At 42.7% G+C, this 19,673-nt stretch carries 15 protein-coding genes; 5 read left to right on the top strand and 10 right to left on the bottom strand.

Features of this window, described 5'->3' with window-relative positions:
• Nucleotides 1-97: 97 nt before the first annotated feature.
• Nucleotides 98-2,146: a BCCT family transporter gene (locus M0221_RS05320; protein ID WP_483284600.1), complete on the bottom strand. Its 2,049-nt coding sequence runs from the start codon at nt 2,144-2,146 to the stop codon at nt 98-100.
• A gap of 220 nt (nt 2,147-2,366) precedes the next feature.
• Nucleotides 2,367-2,807, bottom strand: a complete 441-nt coding sequence (locus M0221_RS05315; protein ID WP_483284599.1) for an HIT family protein — start codon at nt 2,805-2,807, stop codon at nt 2,367-2,369.
• A gap of 238 nt (nt 2,808-3,045) precedes the next feature.
• Between M0221_RS05315 and M0221_RS05310 the strand changes: the two genes are divergently transcribed.
• The 3 genes from M0221_RS05310 to M0221_RS05300 all read left to right on the top strand — a co-directional run bounded on the left by M0221_RS05310 (nt 3,046) and on the right by M0221_RS05300 (nt 7,370).
• Nucleotides 3,046-3,819, top strand: a complete 774-nt coding sequence (locus tag M0221_RS05310; RefSeq protein WP_483284598.1) for a hypothetical protein — start codon at nt 3,046-3,048, stop codon at nt 3,817-3,819.
• A 180-nt stretch (nt 3,820-3,999) separates the two neighbouring features.
• Nucleotides 4,000-5,910, top strand: coding sequence for a dihydroxy-acid dehydratase (ilvD, locus tag M0221_RS05305; RefSeq protein ID WP_483284597.1), 1,911 nt, complete (start codon nt 4,000-4,002; stop codon nt 5,908-5,910).
• 212 nt (nt 5,911-6,122) lie between these two features.
• Nucleotides 6,123-7,370, top strand: coding sequence for a cation:proton antiporter (locus M0221_RS05300; RefSeq protein WP_201550806.1), 1,248 nt, complete (start codon nt 6,123-6,125; stop codon nt 7,368-7,370).
• 57 nt (nt 7,371-7,427) lie between these two features.
• Here the strand turns inward: M0221_RS05300 and M0221_RS05295 are convergent, their stop codons facing one another.
• The 4 genes from M0221_RS05295 to M0221_RS05280 all read right to left on the bottom strand — a co-directional run bounded on the left by M0221_RS05295 (nt 7,428) and on the right by M0221_RS05280 (nt 12,290).
• Entirely contained in the window at nt 7,428-8,900 is a 1,473-nt protein-coding gene (locus M0221_RS05295; protein WP_483284596.1) for a serine hydrolase domain-containing protein, read from the bottom strand.
• A 166-nt stretch (nt 8,901-9,066) separates the two neighbouring features.
• On the bottom strand, nt 9,067-9,624 hold the full coding sequence (locus M0221_RS05290) for a protein tyrosine phosphatase family protein (RefSeq protein WP_020443277.1): 558 nt from the start codon (nt 9,622-9,624) through the stop codon (nt 9,067-9,069).
• 49 nt (nt 9,625-9,673) lie between these two features.
• Nucleotides 9,674-10,591, bottom strand: coding sequence for a MaoC family dehydratase (locus M0221_RS05285; RefSeq protein WP_020443276.1), 918 nt, complete (start codon nt 10,589-10,591; stop codon nt 9,674-9,676).
• A gap of 298 nt (nt 10,592-10,889) precedes the next feature.
• Nucleotides 10,890-12,290, bottom strand: a complete 1,401-nt coding sequence (locus M0221_RS05280) for a 3-oxoacyl-ACP reductase (protein WP_020443275.1) — start codon at nt 12,288-12,290, stop codon at nt 10,890-10,892.
• A 642-nt stretch (nt 12,291-12,932) separates the two neighbouring features.
• Here M0221_RS05280 and M0221_RS05275 point away from each other — a divergent pair.
• The gene (locus M0221_RS05275) at nt 12,933-14,549 is read left to right on the top strand and encodes an acetyl-CoA C-acetyltransferase (RefSeq protein WP_020443274.1); all 1,617 of its coding nucleotides are present in this window, start codon (nt 12,933-12,935) and stop codon (nt 14,547-14,549) included.
• Between the two features lie 281 nt (nt 14,550-14,830).
• Nucleotides 14,831-15,844 (top strand): polyphosphate kinase 2, encoded by a 1,014-nt coding sequence (gene ppk2 / locus M0221_RS05270; RefSeq protein WP_011513404.1) that lies wholly within the window; start codon nt 14,831-14,833, stop codon nt 15,842-15,844.
• A 107-nt stretch (nt 15,845-15,951) separates the two neighbouring features.
• Here ppk2 and M0221_RS05265 read toward each other — a convergent pair whose 3' ends face one another.
• The 4 genes from M0221_RS05265 to lpxK all read right to left on the bottom strand — a co-directional run bounded on the left by M0221_RS05265 (nt 15,952) and on the right by lpxK (nt 19,672).
• Complete coding sequence (locus M0221_RS05265; RefSeq protein ID WP_011513403.1) at nt 15,952-16,299, bottom strand: PilZ domain-containing protein; 348 nt, start codon at nt 16,297-16,299, stop codon at nt 15,952-15,954.
• A gap of 138 nt (nt 16,300-16,437) precedes the next feature.
• On the bottom strand, nt 16,438-17,538 hold the full coding sequence (locus M0221_RS05260) for a DNA polymerase III subunit delta' (protein ID WP_483284595.1): 1,101 nt from the start codon (nt 17,536-17,538) through the stop codon (nt 16,438-16,440).
• A gap of 160 nt (nt 17,539-17,698) precedes the next feature.
• Nucleotides 17,699-18,505 (bottom strand): 3-deoxy-manno-octulosonate cytidylyltransferase, encoded by an 807-nt coding sequence (kdsB, locus tag M0221_RS05255; RefSeq protein ID WP_483284594.1) that lies wholly within the window; start codon nt 18,503-18,505, stop codon nt 17,699-17,701.
• Nucleotides 18,506-18,553: 48 nt separating this feature from the next.
• Complete coding sequence (gene lpxK, locus M0221_RS05250; protein ID WP_483284593.1) at nt 18,554-19,672, bottom strand: tetraacyldisaccharide 4'-kinase; 1,119 nt, start codon at nt 19,670-19,672, stop codon at nt 18,554-18,556.
• Nucleotide 19,673 lies beyond the last annotated feature (1 nt).

Below are 19,673 nucleotides of genomic sequence, written 5' to 3'. Positions count from 1 at the left end.
CGTTATTCTAAGGATTCGTGCACATATTGCAAGGGATTACGTAATCATTTGCTCAGCTCATAAATTTTATCAACATTGAATGTCCTGTTTAATATACCTATTTATCAAACACACTGCCCTGCTCAAGCGTTATATCTTCATCATGCTCTTGCATACGCCACGGTAGAATATCTGGTGAGACATTGACAAAGTGTAGATATTTCTCAAACTGATCGATAATGTCATTAATAATCGACACTGATTCATAACCATATAAATCATAGGTCTGACCACCACGGCGCAAATACACTTCAGCACGGTAATGGTGCTCTTGCGGCAATTTTTTTGCCATATCTTCCGTATAATAATCAGGAATATCATGCTCTGATAAGCGAACCTCGTACCAGAACTCCACATTATCGCCACTTCTCAGTTCTAATACAGCGCGGTTATTGATCTCATCATAATTCACATCAGGCAACCAACCTGTATCGGCGAACTTCTCAGCCACTTCGTGCATAGAAGATAAAATCGTTCCTCTAATATAACTAAGCACTTTATCGCGTGTTGGCTGCTCAGTCATATAATCAATACGCTCCCGCCAAGCCTCTAGTTTCAGTAGATGCGGCGGCAAATGGTTATCGTTACCTAAACTCTGGTTACGATGACCTTCAATACGTAGCGCTCGCCACATGCCAAATATCGAAATCAATATAATAACGGCAAAGGGTAAGGCGCTGACAATAGCAGCAGTCTGCAATGCTGTCAGTCCACCAGCTACCAGTAAAGCCGCGGCAACTGCCCCTTCAGTCACTACCCAAAAGGTACGTTGCCACCATGGCGTATCACTGCGTCCACCCGCTGCAAGAGAGTCAATCACCAACGACCCTGAATCCGATGAGGTCACAAAAAAGGTAATAATTAATAGTACTGTTAATGACGACACTATCTGAGTAAAAGGCAAGTTCTCTAATAATTTAAATAACGCAATTGCTTGGTTGTTCTGCACTTCAGTAATGAGTGCATCGTAGCCATCAACCATAATCATATGGAGCGCTGTATCACCAAAAACCGCGAACCAAAAGAATGTAAAGAAGGTTGGTACTAACATCACGCCTAATACAAACTCACGGATAGTACGACCCCGACTAATCTTGGCAATAAACAATCCGACAAAGGGTGCCCAAGCAATCGTCCATGCAAAGATAAAGAGTGTCCAACTGCCGATCCAATCACTCGATTGATAAGCCTGTAAACTAAAAGTACGCTCAACAATATTGCCTAAATAGCTGCCCGTGTTTTCCATAAAGGCGTTTAGAATAAAGATGGTTGGACCCACGATAAAAACAAACAGCATCAGCCCCGTTGCTAACATCATGTTCAAAATTGAGAGTCGCTTTACTCCTTTATCCATGCCAGCGAGAACAGATGCCAAAGCTGCTAGTGTCACCAGCGCAATGATAATCACCTGAACTGTAATACTAACAGGTATCGTATTTGGTAATAGATAATTTAACCCGGCATTGATCTGTGATACAGAAATCCCCAAACTGGTCGCAATACCGAACATCGTGCCCACAATGGCAAACACATCAACAGTATGTCCAATCGGACCATAGATTTTATCACCAATGAGTGGATATAGTGTTGAGCGCATTGACAAGGGCAAGCCATGACGAAAAGAGAAATATGCCAGCGACAAACCTACCACACCATAGATCGCCCAAATATGAAAACCCCAGTGAAAATAGGCAATTTGCATTGCTTCTTTTGCGGCCTCAATAGTCTGCGGCGTTGAGAGTGGCGGACTAGCAAAGTGTATGACTGGCTCTGCTACGCCGTAAAATAGTAAAGCGATGCCGTACCCTGCTGAAAATAGCATGGCAAACCACTCAAGAAAATTATACTCAGCCTGAGCATGATCTGGTCCCAGTTTAATACTGCCATAAGACGAAAATGCCAAGACAATGATAAACATCAAAAATATGGCGACTGCTAACATATAGAACCAGCCGAAAGTCTCAGTGGTAAAATTTAGAACGGTGCTAAATAGTTCCCCAGCAGACTCAGGATTAATGGCAGTACCAATCACTAATAGCAGCATAATGGCTGCTGCCGGTACGAAGACAGGCAATAAGATAGTGGAACGGGAGGATTTGTTCTTCATAAGCAGATTCTTATATTAACGATCAAGTAGACTTAATGTTTACCACAAACCGATTACTAACCCCAGTATTGCTGCTCATTTGTCACATTACTTGAACTATTGTTACAGCACTATTACCTAAAAACAAAAAAGGCAACTTGTTAGTTGCCTTTTTATTATTATCTAAAGAGTAAGTACTATCTGTTCTTTTAACTCATAACAACGATAGACGTTTTTAAAATTACGCAGTAATAATCTCTGCCAGTTGTTCAGCTGTTTTTGCAAGCTCGGCATGATCTGCTTGTGTGACGGCATGGCGACCAAGCTCATGAATACTAGAAGGAATCAGGTGCACATGATAATGAAAAACAGTTTGCCCCGCTTCTGCACCATTTAGCTGCATTTGGATAATGCCTTCACGATTAAATACCTGACGCTGGGCTTCCATGACTTTTTTAGCCGTCATCAACACAGCTGCCGCGTATTCAGGTTCAAGATCAGCTAAGTCCACCGCTTTTTGCTTAGGAATGACCAAAACATGCCCCTTTGCTTGTGGCATGATATCCATAAAAGCAAGAGTCTTATCATCTTCATAAACTTTATGATAAGGGATATCGCCATCGAGCATTTTGGCAAAAATATTATCGTCTTTATAAGTAGTTTGCGGATTGGCTTGGCTCATTATCTTATTCCTTTAACCTGTATTATTATTGAATCAAAGTTAGTATTGATTGGATAGCGAGTATTAAACGAATACTTACACCATTAAATATAGTGGACGAAATCTCACTTAAGTACAAGTATTAGATAATCACTGATTGATCTTCATGAACTAACTTGCTGCTCTCGTTGATGATTAAATTATTGACGAGCCATGCGCGATAAATGTTATATTAATCTACTCTCTCGATGACCTTACCATGATGGATTTGACTGCCTTGCTAACTCAATTCTCTAATAATACTGACGCTCATACGCAGTCTATCAATGACGCTACCATAAATAATGGTGAGCATAAGCAAACGCTTGGGGCAAATAACCTTCCAGCTACTGACCCAAATGCCATTATATTAGCGCAAGCATTGACTGATAAAGCCATAAGTTGGCGTATTCATAACTGTAAAATCAGTCAAAAGACCCTCACTCAAGACTTACCGCTGCCATTTTTATATCATTATGACAGTTTGGACGATGTCGTTAAGCAGACCCATCCTTTAACCCCAAAGCTACTGGCACAGTTTAATACACCGATGACAGCGCAAGAAGCTGCCAAGCTAGTTGGTCTTGACGAAGCACTCATATCCAATCCGTGGCATGTCAAAGTGATTGGCTCATTGGTGGTATTTAGTGAAGCATTACAACTCGCTGTCCGTTTGCATTGGACCAATACGGGTAAAGAGACGCAGCAGATTTATACTAAAGATAAAGATGATGCTATCATTGCAGCCTTTAAAGAATGGCAGTTTTTTGGTCGTATTGATATCCTGTATAAAAACAACAAACAAGCGCTGATTAGTATTGACGAACAGAGCATTGATACAGAAACCAATCAGCCGCTGCCGTTGACGATAGAAGCCAATATGGAGTATCAATATCTACCAGCGACTCACGCCTTAGTCGTCATTGCCAAGCTAGAAGCAGATAAAGCTGAGCTCCCTTGGTTTGAAACCGCTATTTTGGAGCGGCTTGCATAAATGATTGACCCTTAAGTCTTGTTTGTTATAGGTTAATTATTTTCAGTTACTCATATCTAATGGTATGGTAACGACTTAGTATTATTCACTAGTACTCTCCCGGTATAAAAAGCACACTATCAACATTGCAGCGGATGCTGCACATATTAATAAATCTCGCTCATTTGTAAGGAATACCACATGGATTACAATTCAAAAACCTCTACCGGCGGTCGTAATATGGCAGGTGCTCGTGCTCTATGGCGCGCAACTGGCATGACTGATGGCGACTTTGGCAAACCTATTATTGCCATTGCCAACTCTTTTACCCAGTTTGTACCCGGCCATGTGCATTTAAAAGATTTGGGACAAATGGTTGCACGCGAGATTGAAAAAGCGGGTGGCGTGGCAAAAGAATTTAATACCATTGCCGTCGATGATGGTATTGCCATGGGTCATAGCGGTATGCTGTATTCACTACCAAGTCGTGACTTGATTGCCGATTCGGTTGAATATATGGTCAATGCGCATTGCGCCGATGCCCTAGTTTGTATTTCTAACTGTGACAAAATCACTCCTGGTATGCTAATGGCGGCAATGCGCCTTAATATTCCAGTGGTGTTTATTTCAGGCGGCCCGATGGAAGCGGGTAAAATTATCGCCAGCACGGTCGCACACAGTCATAATAATGATGGTAGTAGCGACGTCCATAGCACTGACAGTAAAGGTAATGCCATTCGTAAGCTTGACCTCGTCGATGCGATGATGGACGCGGCCGATGATAGCATTAGTGATGAAGATGTCGCTGCTATTGAAGCCTCAGCGTGCCCGACTTGTGGGTCGTGCTCTGGCATGTTCACTGCCAACTCGATGAATTGCTTGACCGAAGCATTAGGATTGGCATTACCGGGTAATGGCTCGCTATTGGCAACCCATTCGCTACGTCGCGAGCTATTCCTAGAAGCTGGTCGTACTATCGTGTCACTAGCCAAACGTCGCTACGAGCAAGACGATGATTCAGTCCTACCGCGCTCTATCGCCACTAAAGCCGCGTTTGAAAATGCCATGACTTTAGACATCGCCATGGGCGGTTCTACCAATACTATTTTGCATTTGCTCGCTGCTGCACATGAAGCAGAAGTCGACTTCAAAATGCACGATATTGACCGTTTAAGTCGTGGCGTCCCTTGTTTGGCTAAAGTTGCCCCTGCTTCACAAAAGTATCATATGGAAGATGTGCATCGTGCTGGCGGTGTCTTTGCGCTATTGGCCGAGCTTGACCGTGCTGGTTTGCTGCATACCGATTTGCCAACTATCCATAGTGCCACGATGAAAGAAGCAATTGATAAATGGGATATTATGAATCCTGACAATCTTGAAGCACGTGCACGCTATATCGCAGCCCCTGGCGGCGTACGGACGACTGAGGCTTTCTCACAATCAAAAGAATGGTCAAATCTGGATGTGAACCGAGAGTCAGGCTGTATTCGTAGTGCTCAGCATGCTTATTCAACCGATGGCGGCTTAGCAGTACTATACGGCAACATCGCTGAACGTGGCTGCGTAGTCAAAACCGCTGGCGTCGATGAAAGCATCTTAGTCTTTACCGGACGCGCACGCATATTTGAATCGCAAGACGATGCTGTAGCAGCCGTGCTTGCTGATCAAATCGTAGCCGGTGATGTGGTCATCATTCGCTATGAGGGTCCAAAAGGTGGCCCTGGCATGCAAGAGATGCTCTACCCGACGACTTATCTAAAATCTAAAGGCCTAGGCAAAGAATGTGCGCTGCTTACAGATGGTCGCTTCTCTGGTGGGACATCAGGCTTGTCTATTGGTCATGCCAGCCCAGAAGCCGCTGAAGGCGGCGCCATTGGTTTAGTGCAAGAAGGCGATACTATCCATATTGATATCCCAAACCGTACCATCAATATGCAGGTCAGTGATGAAGAGTTAGCTGCTCGCCGCGAAGAAATGGAAAGTCGTGGACGTGATGCTTGGAAACCCGTCAGCCGTGAGCGTCATGTCTCTCCTGCTTTACGTGCCTATGCCGCAATGACCACCAGTGCCGATACGGGCGCTGTACGTGACGTCAGCCAAGTTGAACGTTAGACAATAATATTTAAGTACCCTTCTTGAACTGAATTTATTAAGCCTGCGCAATGCAGGCTTTTTTTCACCAAAAAACAACGTATCTGTCTATTTAATCACTATCTGATAACGATTTTTTGCGATATTTAGATGTTTTTACCGTCATTATAAACGGCTACTAAGTGTGACTTTTTTTAAACTTTAAATCAAATATAACAGCGTGCACCAACCTCATGATTGAAAATTACAATTTATTCTTATTGGTTTGCGGCATTGCCTTCGTATTCGGTGCGCTATTTCCGATTATCTTTAAACGCACGCCTATCTCCTTGCCCATGCTGCAATTAAGCTTTGGTTTGCTGATGGGCTATTTTTGGACAAGTTTGGCATTTTTGAACCCTATCGATAATGGACTGATTATCGAAAAACTGACTGAAATCGTAGTGTTGGTTTCTTTGGTCGGTGCGGGTATCAAGATTGATACTGAGCTGTCTTGGCGATTATGGCGTCCGACGATGCGCCTACTCCTGATTACCATGCCCATCGGTATCTTTGCGATGGCAGTATTAGGTTACTATGCCTTTGGTATGACGATAGGTGCTGCGATTTTATTGGGCGCTGTCCTTGCCCCAACGGATCCGGTATTGGCCTCTAGCATTCAAGTTGGACCGCCTAATACCGGAGGTGAAGATACACCACGCTTTACCTTAACCTCAGAGGCAGGGTTAAATGATGGGCTTGCATTCCCTTTTGTATATCTTGCGATTAAGATCGCAGAAGCCTATAGCGAAGGAGAGCGTTTTACGGGGGATATGCTGTGGTCTTGGTTTACCCATGATGTATTGTGGAAGATTGGTGCAGGGTTACTGGTCGGCATCGTCGTTGGCAAAGTCATGGCAAAGCTGGTGTTCTCAAAGTATAGCCGTGAGACGACTATGTCTCAAGGTTATGTGGTCATTGCCCTGACTCTGGTGGCATATGGACTGGCAGAATACGTCCATAGTTATGGCTTTATTGCTGTATTTGTCGCGGCATTTGCGTTCCGTCGTTCAGAATCTGAACACACTTACCACCATAAATTGCATGATTTTGCTGAGCAATCAGAAGGTTTACTCATGTCACTGGTGCTTGTCATCTTTGGCATGTTCCTTGGACAAGGTCTACAAGCTGGCGTTGAGCTAACATGGCGCGTCTACATTGTCAGCTTTACTTTTTTATTATTGATTCGTCCGCTTGGCGGCTTTATTGCTTTATCAGGGCTGAATCTACCGCGTACTGAAAAATATGCCATATCAGCCTTAGGTATCCGCGGCATCGGTACCCTGTACTACTTATCTTATGCACTCAACCAAGGGTTTTTTAATGATGAAGATGCCCTTAAACTTTGGATAGTGTGCTCAATTGTGATTTTGGCGTCTATTTTTATACATGGTTTAACAGCAAAACAGCTGCTTAAAATGACACCAAACAAAGCACAATAATAAGATAAACAGTATTTCTTTAACTAAAAAATGCTATTTATAAAGCACTAATGCTGATTAAATCTCAGCATTAATTAGACCTAAGACTGCTTCCGTCAGCGCAAACTGGCGGATATCGTTGAGCATGGTCACATCAAAATTATGGACAAAGGCAAACGATAGCTGCCGCTCAGGGTCGCACCATGCAACCGAGCCGTTATAGCCCATGTGTCCAAAACTTTGTGGCGCATGAAATTTTGTATCGTGAGTGTTTACCTCAAAATTATCGCTATTACAAATACTAAAGCGGCGATGATAACCTAAGCGCCAATCCATATGGGCTGGCATAACGGCATCCATACCAGTGACTTGCGGCGTTGATAGCTGCTTAAAAGTTGCCTCATCAATGAGTGTTTTCCCTTGCCACATACCACCATTAGCCAACATCGCATAAAGCGTCGCCAGTGCATGTGCTGATGCGACGCCATTGGCAGCAGGGATAGTAGCTTGTAAAGTCTGCGGATGATAATAGTCAATCGGTTCTTTGCTCGCAAGTAACAGGGCTGCTTTATAGTTTTTAAGATTCAGCTGACTGTTATCAAAGTATAAACGGTTGATTTGTGCCGTATCCAATGTTGGCAATACTTTCCCTATCTGCTCTTCACTATCAGCTGTTACTGATTGGATTGCATACTGATTGGCTGCTTGTTGTTGCCAGCAGGCATAGCTCGGTAAATCGCTATAAGTTTGCAAGGTATCTACTGAATCTGGTTTTAAAACTGGTTTATGACGGCGGGAACGTGGCTGCGGTTGTGAGCTTTCTTGTGCATTTTCTGACACTTCTTCTACTGACTCAAAGTTTTTAACCAATCGCGCAACCTTGTCGACCTGATTTTCTGGTACACCAAAGTAGCAGCTGTTGGCAATGCCTAATGGCTCTGTTAGATAATGGCGTAATGCTTGAGCCAGTGGCATCGCAGTAACGGCTTCTATCACGCCGCCCAGCACCCAACCATATACCAAGGCGCTGTAAGCACTATCGTATAATTCCGCCTGCTCAGGGGCAGTCACAGGCATTGCTGCAATTTTCTCTAGCATCATACTCCAATCAAGGACGATTTCATTATCGAGGTCAATACTTTGAATCGAAAAAAGATTGGCTTGATGCGACATCACACTGCGTAAAGTGATTTTCTCTTTATTTTGCACGCCAAATGCTGACCAGTAATGGGCAATCGGTAGGTCATAATCCATTTTTTTCTGTGATACCAATACATGAACCAGTGTCGCCAAGATGCCTTTGCCAGTCGAAAAGTTCAATGATAAAGTATCTGTATTCCATGATAAATCAGCACGTGCCAGTCCCACACTTGCCTGTGCGATACATTTGCCAGCTTGATAAACCACTAATGCACCGCCTGCCGGCGCATCATCAAGCTGCAAATCTGTTAGCAACTGTTGCAGCCGACGTTGGATATGATTGTCAGTATATGTACCGACGTTAGCGTTTTGATGGGTAGTTGTAGAGATGCTTTCATTATTATTTTTCATAAGTGCCCTGTTCTATTTTATATTTATGAAGTTATTCAGTTTAAAGCCTGTCATACATCTTATCAGGATAAAAAATCTCTATCCTCCAAAATATTTTTATAATGTATCACACAATAAAAAAGGCAACCCTAAGGTCGCCTTTTTTATTGTTAGGGATATTTATGATTTAACGCGGTACGAGCAATCGATTATGAACCTCTTCTGCAAGTTTAGTCAAACCATGACTACGCCCACGCTCCATAGCCGTATCCATTTTACGTCCACGTAACCAACCAGCTCGTAAGGCTATGGCAGCGCCAACACGATTGCCAGAGCCACAATGCATGGCAATTTTTTTGCCATGATGCTGACGTAGTATGTTATCAAACGCCAGTATTTTAAGCTGTTTCAAGTCAGCAGTGCCATTGATAGGTAAATGCTCGTATTGCATGCCTGCCTGCTCTACAGCTGTACTTTCATCGAATTTCAGCTCTTCATCAGGCTGCAAGTTAATAACCAACTCAACTCCAGCTGCTGCCAATGCGGCCACCTTTTCATCATCAAGCGCACCGCATACGATGGTATTTTCATCAGGACGAAAATATGGATCGAATATGGTGGCAAGATGGATGCCATTATCGTTGCTACTAGTGTCGGCACTGCTAGCATCAGCAACTGTTGCTTTGTCTACCGCAGCTGAATGAGCAGAGCATTCGATGCTTTTTGAATTTTCATGTAAAGTCATAAGGATAAATGTATTCAATAGTAATGATTTTTGATATAAAAATTATATTTTACTTCGCTTCATCCTGCAAGGTAATCACACCAGCAAGATGCGGCTTGTCATTTTTTGCACTAAACAAACCAAACTGGCAAGTATCTTCTGCGCCTTCTAACTGAGCAAGTGGATCAGCGATAAGCTCTACTTCAGATGGTAAGAAAATAGGCAGCTTAAATGACACCTTAACTGTACAAGCATCAGGCAGCTCGCCCATCATCGCCAAACACTTAGCTTTTGACCACATACCATGAGCAATGGCTTTTGGAAAACCAAAGGCACGCGCTGATAATGGATGCAAATGTATCAGGTTAAAATCACCCGAGACAAACGCATAACGGCGACCGATATCTTCTGGCACTTCAAAAATACTGTGAACACCCTCTTCATTGATTGATGGCTTAACGGCTACTGGACGCGGCGTACTCTTTTTGTCCTTACTGCTGGCAGGTTTTTTGCTGCGTGATAGATAAGTCGACGTGCCTTCCCAAATGATTTCGTCTGCTGCTTTTACCGTGGTGACAAAATCAAACTGCTGACCTTGGGCATGGTCACGCAAATTATCAAACATCACTGACATAGCAACCGTTTCACTCTGCTTAATGGCACGATACTGGGTCACGCTGTTATCGACGTGAACCAGTCCTAGCATAGCAAATGGAAATGGCTCTTTGACCATCATATTCATCTGTAACGCCTGTGAAAGCACCGAAAAATACGTAACTGGCACATTGCCATCGTCTGCAAAGCCGCAAATTTTACGATAATCATTTAGATTGCTTTGATCGATATGCAAATCATCTACAAAATACGTCGCTTGCGGCAACTCATCGCGGCTGACTTTACCATTATTACCGATAGGCAATAGGCTTTTGACAATATTTGCATAGGTAGTATGCGCTTTGGGCAACGCATCATAATGTTTGTCTGACATAATACATCCTAAGTTGGGATTAAGTAGTTTTTTGATGGCATTTAATATGCTATGAATTCGATGACTAAAATATAAGATGAAATCCTAAAATAGGCGCAACGGTGTTTGGCTTATTGTCACTTTGTTTTTATCATAAAAAAGCCACCCTTGGGCAGCTTTATTACAAGTTATGAGCAGTTTTTTCGTAAGCATATGTGAAGTAACTTCAATACCTTGTTTAATAAAGATAATTAACGACCAACTTCATGGCTCACATAGCCTTCGTTATCATCTGCATTTTCATCTGATATAAGAACAATTATGCACCTAATAAGCTTTGACCGCAAACGCGGACAACGTTGCCATTTAGACCACCAGAAGCAGGTGAGGCAAACCATGCGATGGTTTCTGCAACATCGACTGGTAAACCGCCTTGGCTCATCGAGTTCATACGACGACCTGCTTCACGGATAGCAAATGGAATCGCTTCAGTCATTTGCGTTTCGATAAATCCTGGCGCAACTGCATTGATGGTCATGCCTTTTGCATTGTCTTCTAGCTGCTTGGCGGTTGCATTGACTAAACCAATGACACCAGCTTTTGAGGTCGCATAGTTGGTTTGACCCAAGTTGCCAGCGATACCTGAGATTGAAGACACACAAACGATACGTGCAGCATCTTTTAGTACATCGTTATCTAGTAAATAGCGGTTGAGCTTAGCGATACTGCCCAAATTGATATTGAGCACCATATCCCACTGTTTATCATCCATATTTGCTAGTGTTTTATCGCGGGTGATACCAGCATTATGAATCACTGAATCCAAACCACCACGTTTTTGTGCAGCTTCTGCGATTTCTTTACCAGCATCAGCACTGGTAATATCCACTGTCAAAGCCGAACCACTAATTTCACTTGCCACTTTCTGTAAGTCAGCTTGCTGCTGTGGTACGTCTAAACAAATCACATGCGCGCCTTCACGAGCCAATACACGGGCAATTGCTTCACCAATACCGCGACTTGCGCCAGTGACAAGCATGGTTTTGCCACCTAGTGGTTGATTCCAATCGACATCGATATTGGAACCATTACTGACACGTACGACTTGTCCTGACACATAAGCTGAACGCGCTGACGTAAAAAAACGTAGCGTTGAGTCTAAATTCTGCTCTGCGCCTGCTTCAACATAGATAAGCTGTGCAGTAATACCACGTTTGAACTCTTTACCAACTGATTTTACAAAACCTTCAAGGGCACGCTGCGCCAATGCGGCTTCGATATCAGTCAACGCTTCTGGTGGACGACCAATGACGATCACTCGACCTGATTTTTCGACACGGCGCGCAACGCTATGAAAGAACTCGTACACTTGTTTGAGCTCTTCAGCATTACTAATATTGCTGGCATCAAACAATAAGACTTTAAACTTATCATCACTGCCAGTATTGGCTTTGGCTTTGACGCCTGCATCCGACAGGGTATCTTTTACGTCATCACCACTATTTACAAAGATTTCCGTATGCAGCTCTGACAAAATACGAGCCACTGATGCACTAACTGCGTTATCGCCACCATTAGCACGACCAACCAGCACGCTGCCACGTACCAAAGGTTGACCACTATCAAAACGGTCAAGATCTACTGGCATCGGTAAGCCTAAATTCTTTGCGACCTTTTTACCAATAGACGATTGAACAAAATCACCATAACGGTCTGACATAATATAATCCTTTAATTGATGAATAAAATAATAGTAAACAAGAATAAAATGTATCTATGATGAAATGCGCGCTATTAAAGTGCATTGATTATAAAAAACACCTGTATAAAGCGGCATTAATATCATCATTTATAAATAATAAGTACTTATTAAATAGGTTAGAAACGGTCTTAACTATACACATTCATACCGAATAAGTCCAAAAACCACTAATGTCCATAGCAATATGTAGACAAGCCAGTATACAAGATGGTCTATTTTTCTGCCGTTAAAGGATTTTAGTTTGTGCTAAACTAAGACCTATAAGTTATAGCAAATCCATTTATCGATAACAATATATTATCAAACCTACGATTATGCAATGCTTTTAATTAGTACTAGCCAGTTTATAAACCTTATATTTATCCTTGTAAACACTGCAATATCCACGGTTAAGCGTCACATCGTTTGCTAAAGATATACAGTAAGGTTATAAAAAGCGTCTTATGCTGTATGACAATAATGTGTAATATATATCGCAATAAATGGTAATACGTATCTAAAGTATTTTAGGTGTTTTTAGAATAAAGACTTCTATTATTTAAATATTTTTTTGATAACTTCCCTTTTCTATTTCTACCCATATTTTTTAAGGATAATATTATGAGTAACAAAAGCAATCACCCAGATAGTCCTGTTGTTGAGACCACCGTAGTAAAAGCCAGTGATGCTAAGAGCACCGATACTGCTGTAAAATCAGACATCACTGATGCTAAAAAAACAGATGCCAAAGCAGCAGAACCAAAAGCTGATAGCGCTAAAAAAGAAACCGTAGCAAAAGATAGTAAAACCACTGCTACGAAAGATGATAACGCAGCTAAAGAAAGTACGGCAAAAAGTAACAGTGATAAAAAAGAAGCATCTAAAAAGGCTGACGCGACTCCTGCTAAGAAAACAAATACTGTGGCTAAAAAAGCAAGTACGACTAAGCTTAGCTCAGGTCAGAACCGTGTGGCTATCCTAGGTGGCAACCGTATCCCATTTGCTCGCTCAAACGGCTCATATGCTGATGTTAGCAACACGGATATGCTCACTGCTGCGTTAGATGGTTTGGTCGAGCGTTTTAACTTACAAGATGAAAAAATCGGTGAAGTCGTTGCTGGTGCAGTTATGAAACTGAGCCGCGATATCAACTTGACTCGTGAAGCGACATTAAATACTGCACTTAACCCACATACCCCAACGTATGATATCTCTCAAGCTTGTGGTACTGGCTTGCAAGCGACGTTTGCTTCTGCCAATAAAATCGCGCTTGGTATCATCGATTCAGCTATTACTGGCGGTGTTGATACTACTTCTGATGCGCCTATCGCAGTCGGCGATGGCTTACGTAAAGTATTGATTAAATTGGGCGCAGCTAAAGACAATAAACAACGCCTAAAAGCATTGATGGGTCTAAACCCGAAAGATTTACTTGATACGCCGCAAAATGGTGAGCCACGTACTGGTTTATCCATGGGCGACCATCAAGCGATCACTACGCTTGAATGGAACATCAGCCGTGAAGCGCAAGATGAGCTTGCCTTCAATAGTCATCAAAACCTAGCACGCGCTTATGACGAAGGTTTCTTTGATGATTTAATTACCCCATATAAAGGTCTGACCCGCGATAACAACTTGCGTCCAGATACCACTTTAGAGAAGCTAGCTAAGCTCAAGCCTGTTTTTGGTAAGAAGAATGCCAAGCCAACCATGACCGCTGCTAACTCTACCCCATTGACTGATGGTGCATCTTGTATCCTATTGGGTACTGATGAGTGGGCGGCAGCACATGGTCTAAAACCATTGGCTTATATCGTCCATCAAGAAACAGCGGCTGTTGATTTCATCGGTAAATCTGGTGATACAGAAGGCTTGCTCATGGCACCGGCCTATGCCGTACCGCGTATGCTTGAGCGTGCTGGTTTGACGCTACAAGATTTCGATTTTTATGAAATCCATGAAGCTTTTGCTTCACAAGTATTATCAACGCTTGCTGCATGGGAAGACGAGAAGTTCTGTGAAGAGCGTCTAGGTCTTGACGCGCCATTAGGCTCTATCGATCGTAGTAAGCTAAACGTCAACGGCTCATCACTTGCTGCAGGTCATCCATTTGCTGCAACCGGTGGTCGTATCCTAGCCACTGCTGCCAAACTATTAGATCAAAAAGGCTCAGGTCGTGCGCTTATCTCTATTTGCGCCGCTGGCGGTCAAGGTGTGACTTGTATCTTAGAAAAATAGTGATATGTAAATACAACGTGTAAGACTGATGCAGTTTTAAAAATACCCTCTAATCAATAGATTAGAGGGTATTTTTTTATCTAAATAAATATTGGCTACTTTATTAACACAATAATGAAGCTTACTCTACTCATAGAATTGAGCGTGCTATGCTAAAGTAAAGATGGGTATAAAACAGAATAAAGATATTTGTAAAAACGACACTTATATCGAAGTACTTTTGGATTCAATGGGCTATAAGATAGTAACAGCATAATAAAAATATTTATCAGGAGCGCATCATGGGTAAAAAACCCTTAATAATTGACCCGACATCTTTAACCGAGCAAGAACGCAGTAAATTAACTACACCTGAGCAAGTGACATTCATAGAGCGTATGGATAAAGATCTTTTGAACGATGAGCTAAAACGCAAGATGCACCAAGACTTAATTGACAGTTATGATGAAGAGCTTGAGAATGAAATAGACGATTATGTACGCGATTTCCGGTTTGATGGTCGCGAGATGAGTGAGCAAGAGCGGTTAGATCGGCGTACCTACTTTCAAGAGCTGGTACGTTTACAACGTGAGCTGATTAAACTGCAAGATTGGGTCGTTGATCGCGGTGAGCGCATTGTGGTGATATTCGAAGGACGTGATTCTGCGGGTAAAGGTGGGGCGATTAAACGTATCACCCAACGATTAAACCCCCGTGTTTGTCGAGTGGCTGCGCTACCCGCACCTACTGAACGTGAACAATCACAGTGGTATTTTCAGCGTTATGTGGCGCATTTACCTGCTGCAGGCGAGATTGTCTTATTCGATCGTAGCTGGTATAACCGCGTGGGCGTCGAGCGTGTCATGGGGTTTTGTACGGATGCGCAGTACGAAGAGTTTTTTCAATCGGTGCCAGAGTTTGAGCGTATGCTGGTACGTTCGGGCATACGTTTGGTAAAATATTGGTTTTCAATTACTGATGATGAACAGCATTCTCGATTTATGAGCCGAATTCATGACCCGCTGAAACAGTGGAAGCTGTCAGCGATGGATTTGCAGTCACGGCGACGCTGGGAAGATTATACAAAAGCAAAAGAGACGATGTTTGAGCGTACGCACATTCCTGAAGCGCCTTGGTGGGTGGTTGAGGGCAATAATAAAAAACGTGCAAGGCTCAATTGTATTGCCCATTTACTTGAGCAAATTCCGTATAAAGAAGTGCCACGCGATGAGGTGGAGCTACCTGATCGTAAGCGTGATGATGAATATTATCGCGAGCCTATTCCTGATGATATGTATGTGCCGCCGCGCTATTAATTATTAGCATTCACACTATCCAGAAAATATTGCTCATAAAAAAAGCCTTATAAAGAGTTATAAGGCTTTTTTTATGCAGTTATTATAATTGCTGATAAATATTAAAACTACATAGTATAAGTAGCCTGCAAACTGTCGATCTTACCTGCCAATAGACGCTCAACTTCGTTCTTTATTCTTAATCCCGTAATGTCCGTGCCCATTTGGACTGCAAAACCTACTGGTCGACCACTTTGAGCTTTAGAATTAATCCAAACTACCTTGCCATTCATAGGCAAACGCTCGCTAGAATTGGGCAAAGTAACAGCAATAAAAACTTCGTCACCCAGTTTTTGAGCTCGATCAGACGGCACGAACAATGCCCCATTGGTAACAAAGGACAGATAGCTTGCATATAGCATATCTATGTTTTCAATATGACAGGTTAAAATCCCACCACGTCCTGGCATTGCCATAGTCAGCTCCCTTTATCCATGAGGTTTACAGTATTTTTTCACACAGGGTTATCTTGTATAGTATTAGAGTATAAATACTGATAATAAATTTAATGGCATGCACTGATATGTGAGAGCATCTTTAAGCCTTGTTGTCTATTACAAGCAAGCCAAATCTTGCATCAGCTTATCATAGGCGAATTTTTCTTGCACGTTTTGTTGCAGCGCAATTTTTGTCTGTTGTAAGCTATGCGCAAACACCTCTAACCTACTATCAATAGGTTGACAATCATTTAAATTGATTAAAAAATTAATGTCTTTTTGCTGCGCTTCAAAGCCCAAACCAACACGGCGGATATCGATTATCATGAGTTCAGACAGCTGGATAAATTCGACAATACCAAGCTGGGTTTGCCAATAGTCACTTGCCGCCACGCTACTGCGCTTACCGCTACGTAATGCCTGCCATGTTGTCAGCCATAGTGCGCGCTTGCTATACCATGGCGCTTGAGCCAGTGCCACAGCTGCTAAAGGCGCACCATTTGCTAACTGGATAAGCTGCTCAATGGCATCTGTACCAACCGCTTCACGATGGATATTGCTACCCAATGCTTTGGTCACATAATCCACTGCGATAACAGGGTCAATCGTCTGTAATGCCAATTGCTGAACGCGGCTTTTAATCGTTGGGAGCAACTGTGCAGGGGCATCACTAATCAGAAATAAATGGACTTGGGCTTGGGGTTCTTCCAAGGTTTTAAGTAGCGCATTGGCGGCGGCAATGGTCATTTTCTCAGCATGATCTAATACGCAAATACGCATGCCCTGCCCGCCTTGATAAATAAAAGGCTGCAAGGCACGAATATCATCGACTTTTATTTTTAGCGCTGCGTTACTAGTTGCTTTGGTAGATTTTTTGTCTTTAGCCGTGCTGCTGGTCGCTTCTTTTTGAGCGTTGCTATCAGCATTGACTGGCAGGCTAACCAGCGGTAACACTTGTAAGCTTGGATGCGTACCTGATCTGAGCCATTGACAGCTCTCACAATGACCACAAGCACCGAGTGGATGCGCATCACGCGCGCGGCATAATAACCATGCCACCAATCGCCATACAAAAGCGCGCTTGCCCATGCCTTGCATGCCAGCCGCCAACAGCGCATGAGGTAAAGACTGCTGCGGCGCTAGTACCCGCATTGTCAGCTGCGACCAAAGTCCTTCTTGCCATGGCAATAGTGGCGCAAAATATATATCATCTGTCATATTTGTCAGCTCACTCATGGCACTCACTTAATATTTCTCAATTAAAAATCTGTGTTAGAGCATAATTTCTAAAAGTAACGTGGAATAAAAGTAACGTTATAAAATTTAATTAAAACTATTTTAATAGAAACTATATTTTTATTGCTTAGGCTATTCTGCATTAATAATCTTGGAAATCTGTCAAACTCATGGCATTTAAACGATCCAAATCTTCTTGCGTATCGACACCTGCAGGTAATAAGCAGGCGGCTTTAGCAATGGCGATATGTCCACCATTTTCCAACACACGTAATTGCTCTAAGCTTTCTAGTATTTCAAGCGGCGTTTGTGACCAGTGAACAAATTGCTGTAGCAAACTGACGCGATATGCATATAAACCCAAATGACGATAAGCATTTTCTGGCGGCTGTTTACTATTCTCAACAGTTAATACCACATCACGATTACAAGGAATCGGCGCACGACTAAAATAAAGCGCTCGTTGTTGGTCATTGGACTTCTGACTGACCACTTTAACGACGGATGGGCGCATAAAAGTATCAAAGTCTTCAATTGGCTCACACAAAGTTGCCATGACGCTCTCTGCATCTTGCACCAACAATGTTTTAACTTGCTCTAACAACAATGGCGGCACTAGTGGTTCGTCACCTTGCATATTAACCACTATATCATGGGCAGCCCAGCCTTTGATGGCAGCTACTTCAGCCAAACGGTCCGTACCTGAAGCATGTTCACTGCTTGTCATCACCACATCAAAACCTGCATCTAGACAAATTTTTGCAATCGATTCATCATCGGTTGCAATACACATATCATCGGCAAAATCCGCCAATCGTGCCTTTTCAGCCACCCAAATTATCATGGGCTTGCCATGAATGGTTGATAATGGCTTGTTAGGTAGACGCGTACTTTTTAAACGTGCAGGAATGACGATATGAGTTTTGACGGGCATAAGGGCTGATGACATAATCTGTTCCTATAAAACCTTTTAAATCTTTATATGATAAACGCTATATTATTGCTTTCTCATGCTTATATCGATGTCCAAGGTTTGCAATTGCTGTTGTAAACTCTCGTAACAACTGTTTGACAATACTGCGGTCACTGGCAATACCCATAATCTGCTGACCAGCTCTTTATACTCATCACTCAGCGCTTGATTAATAATTGCTTGCATTATCAAAGTTCTTATTTTCACAGCATCTTTACTGGTCACGATAATAGGATGGCCAGTATACTGCAACAGTTCATCCAGACTAAAATCATAATGGTCAGGATAAGGATGCGGAATCACTTCAAAACCAAGCGCATTTAAAGTATCAAAAAAACGCTGAGGATACCCAATGCCGCTCACCGCATGTACCTGACTGCCTTTCTCAGGTGCCATGGCTACTACGGCTAAATTATCTATCTGATTATTAGATGACCACAACAGTTCTAAATCATCTGGTTGTAAATGCATCGTTAAATGCTCAGTTAGAAGGGTATTATGATCAGATTTATTGTATATCGATGATGCGTCTGGCTTGTGATGATAAATGACATTTGCACCCTTTAATCGTGAAATGGGTTCGCGTAAAAATCCTGTCGGTAGCAACTGTTTATTCCCAAACCCTCGCGCCGCATCTACGACAACCCATTCGATATTACGTTGCAGCGCATAGTGCTGCAAACCATCATCAGCTATAATAAGCTGTAGATCTGGATAAGCCTCTAGCAAAATACCAATCGCTTGCTGACGGTTAGGAGATACGGCCATGGCTGTCCCTGTCGTATTAACGATGAGACATGGCTCATCACCGACGACATTAGGGACGCTCTCTGTATTAACCAATGCTGGCATTTGGCTACTATCACCGCCATAACCGCGACTGATAACCCCTACTTTAATGCCTTGCTGCTGCAAATATCGAACCAAAGCAATAATTAATGGTGTCTTTCCGCTACCACCCACCGTGATATTACCGATGACCATGACTGGAATAGGCGCACGGTAACTGGAAAAAACACCTACTTTATAAGCTTGGCGGCGTAGTACCATCAACAGTGCATACAGCCAACTCACTGGCAACAGTAGCCAAAGCCAAGCTGCTTTGCGTTGCCATGCACGCGTTATTATCGTTTCAATATTCATA

The sequence above is a fragment of the Psychrobacter sp. ANT206 genome (assembly GCF_056880555.1).
The sequence above is the reverse complement of the archived record's forward strand: the minus strand, read 5'-3'. Positions and strand labels throughout refer to the sequence as shown.

Excerpts from the sequence above, each read along its gene's own strand:
- M0221_RS05320 (WP_483284600.1), bottom strand. The coding sequence starts at position 2,146 with ATGAAGAACAAATCCTCCCGTTCCACTATCTTATTGCCTGTCTTCGTA.
- M0221_RS05315 (WP_483284599.1), bottom strand. The coding sequence starts at position 2,807 with ATGAGCCAAGCCAATCCGCAAACTACTTATAAAGACGATAATATTTTT.
- M0221_RS05310 (WP_483284598.1), top strand. The coding sequence starts at position 3,046 with ATGATGGATTTGACTGCCTTGCTAACTCAATTCTCTAATAATACTGAC.
- ilvD (WP_483284597.1), top strand. The coding sequence starts at position 4,000 with ATGGATTACAATTCAAAAACCTCTACCGGCGGTCGTAATATGGCAGGT.
- M0221_RS05300 (WP_201550806.1), top strand. The coding sequence starts at position 6,123 with ATGATTGAAAATTACAATTTATTCTTATTGGTTTGCGGCATTGCCTTC.
- M0221_RS05295 (WP_483284596.1), bottom strand. The coding sequence starts at position 8,900 with ATGAAAAATAATAATGAAAGCATCTCTACAACTACCCATCAAAACGCT.
- M0221_RS05290 (WP_020443277.1), bottom strand. The coding sequence starts at position 9,624 with ATGACTTTACATGAAAATTCAAAAAGCATCGAATGCTCTGCTCATTCA.
- M0221_RS05285 (WP_020443276.1), bottom strand. The coding sequence starts at position 10,591 with ATGTCAGACAAACATTATGATGCGTTGCCCAAAGCGCATACTACCTAT.
- M0221_RS05280 (WP_020443275.1), bottom strand. The coding sequence starts at position 12,290 with ATGTCAGACCGTTATGGTGATTTTGTTCAATCGTCTATTGGTAAAAAG.
- M0221_RS05275 (WP_020443274.1), top strand. The coding sequence starts at position 12,933 with ATGAGTAACAAAAGCAATCACCCAGATAGTCCTGTTGTTGAGACCACC.
- ppk2 (WP_011513404.1), top strand. The coding sequence starts at position 14,831 with ATGGGTAAAAAACCCTTAATAATTGACCCGACATCTTTAACCGAGCAA.
- M0221_RS05265 (WP_011513403.1), bottom strand. The coding sequence starts at position 16,299 with ATGGCAATGCCAGGACGTGGTGGGATTTTAACCTGTCATATTGAAAAC.
- M0221_RS05260 (WP_483284595.1), bottom strand. The coding sequence starts at position 17,538 with ATGACAGATGATATATATTTTGCGCCACTATTGCCATGGCAAGAAGGA.
- kdsB (WP_483284594.1), bottom strand. The coding sequence starts at position 18,505 with ATGTCATCAGCCCTTATGCCCGTCAAAACTCATATCGTCATTCCTGCA.
- lpxK (WP_483284593.1), bottom strand. The coding sequence starts at position 19,672 with ATGAATATTGAAACGATAATAACGCGTGCATGGCAACGCAAAGCAGCT.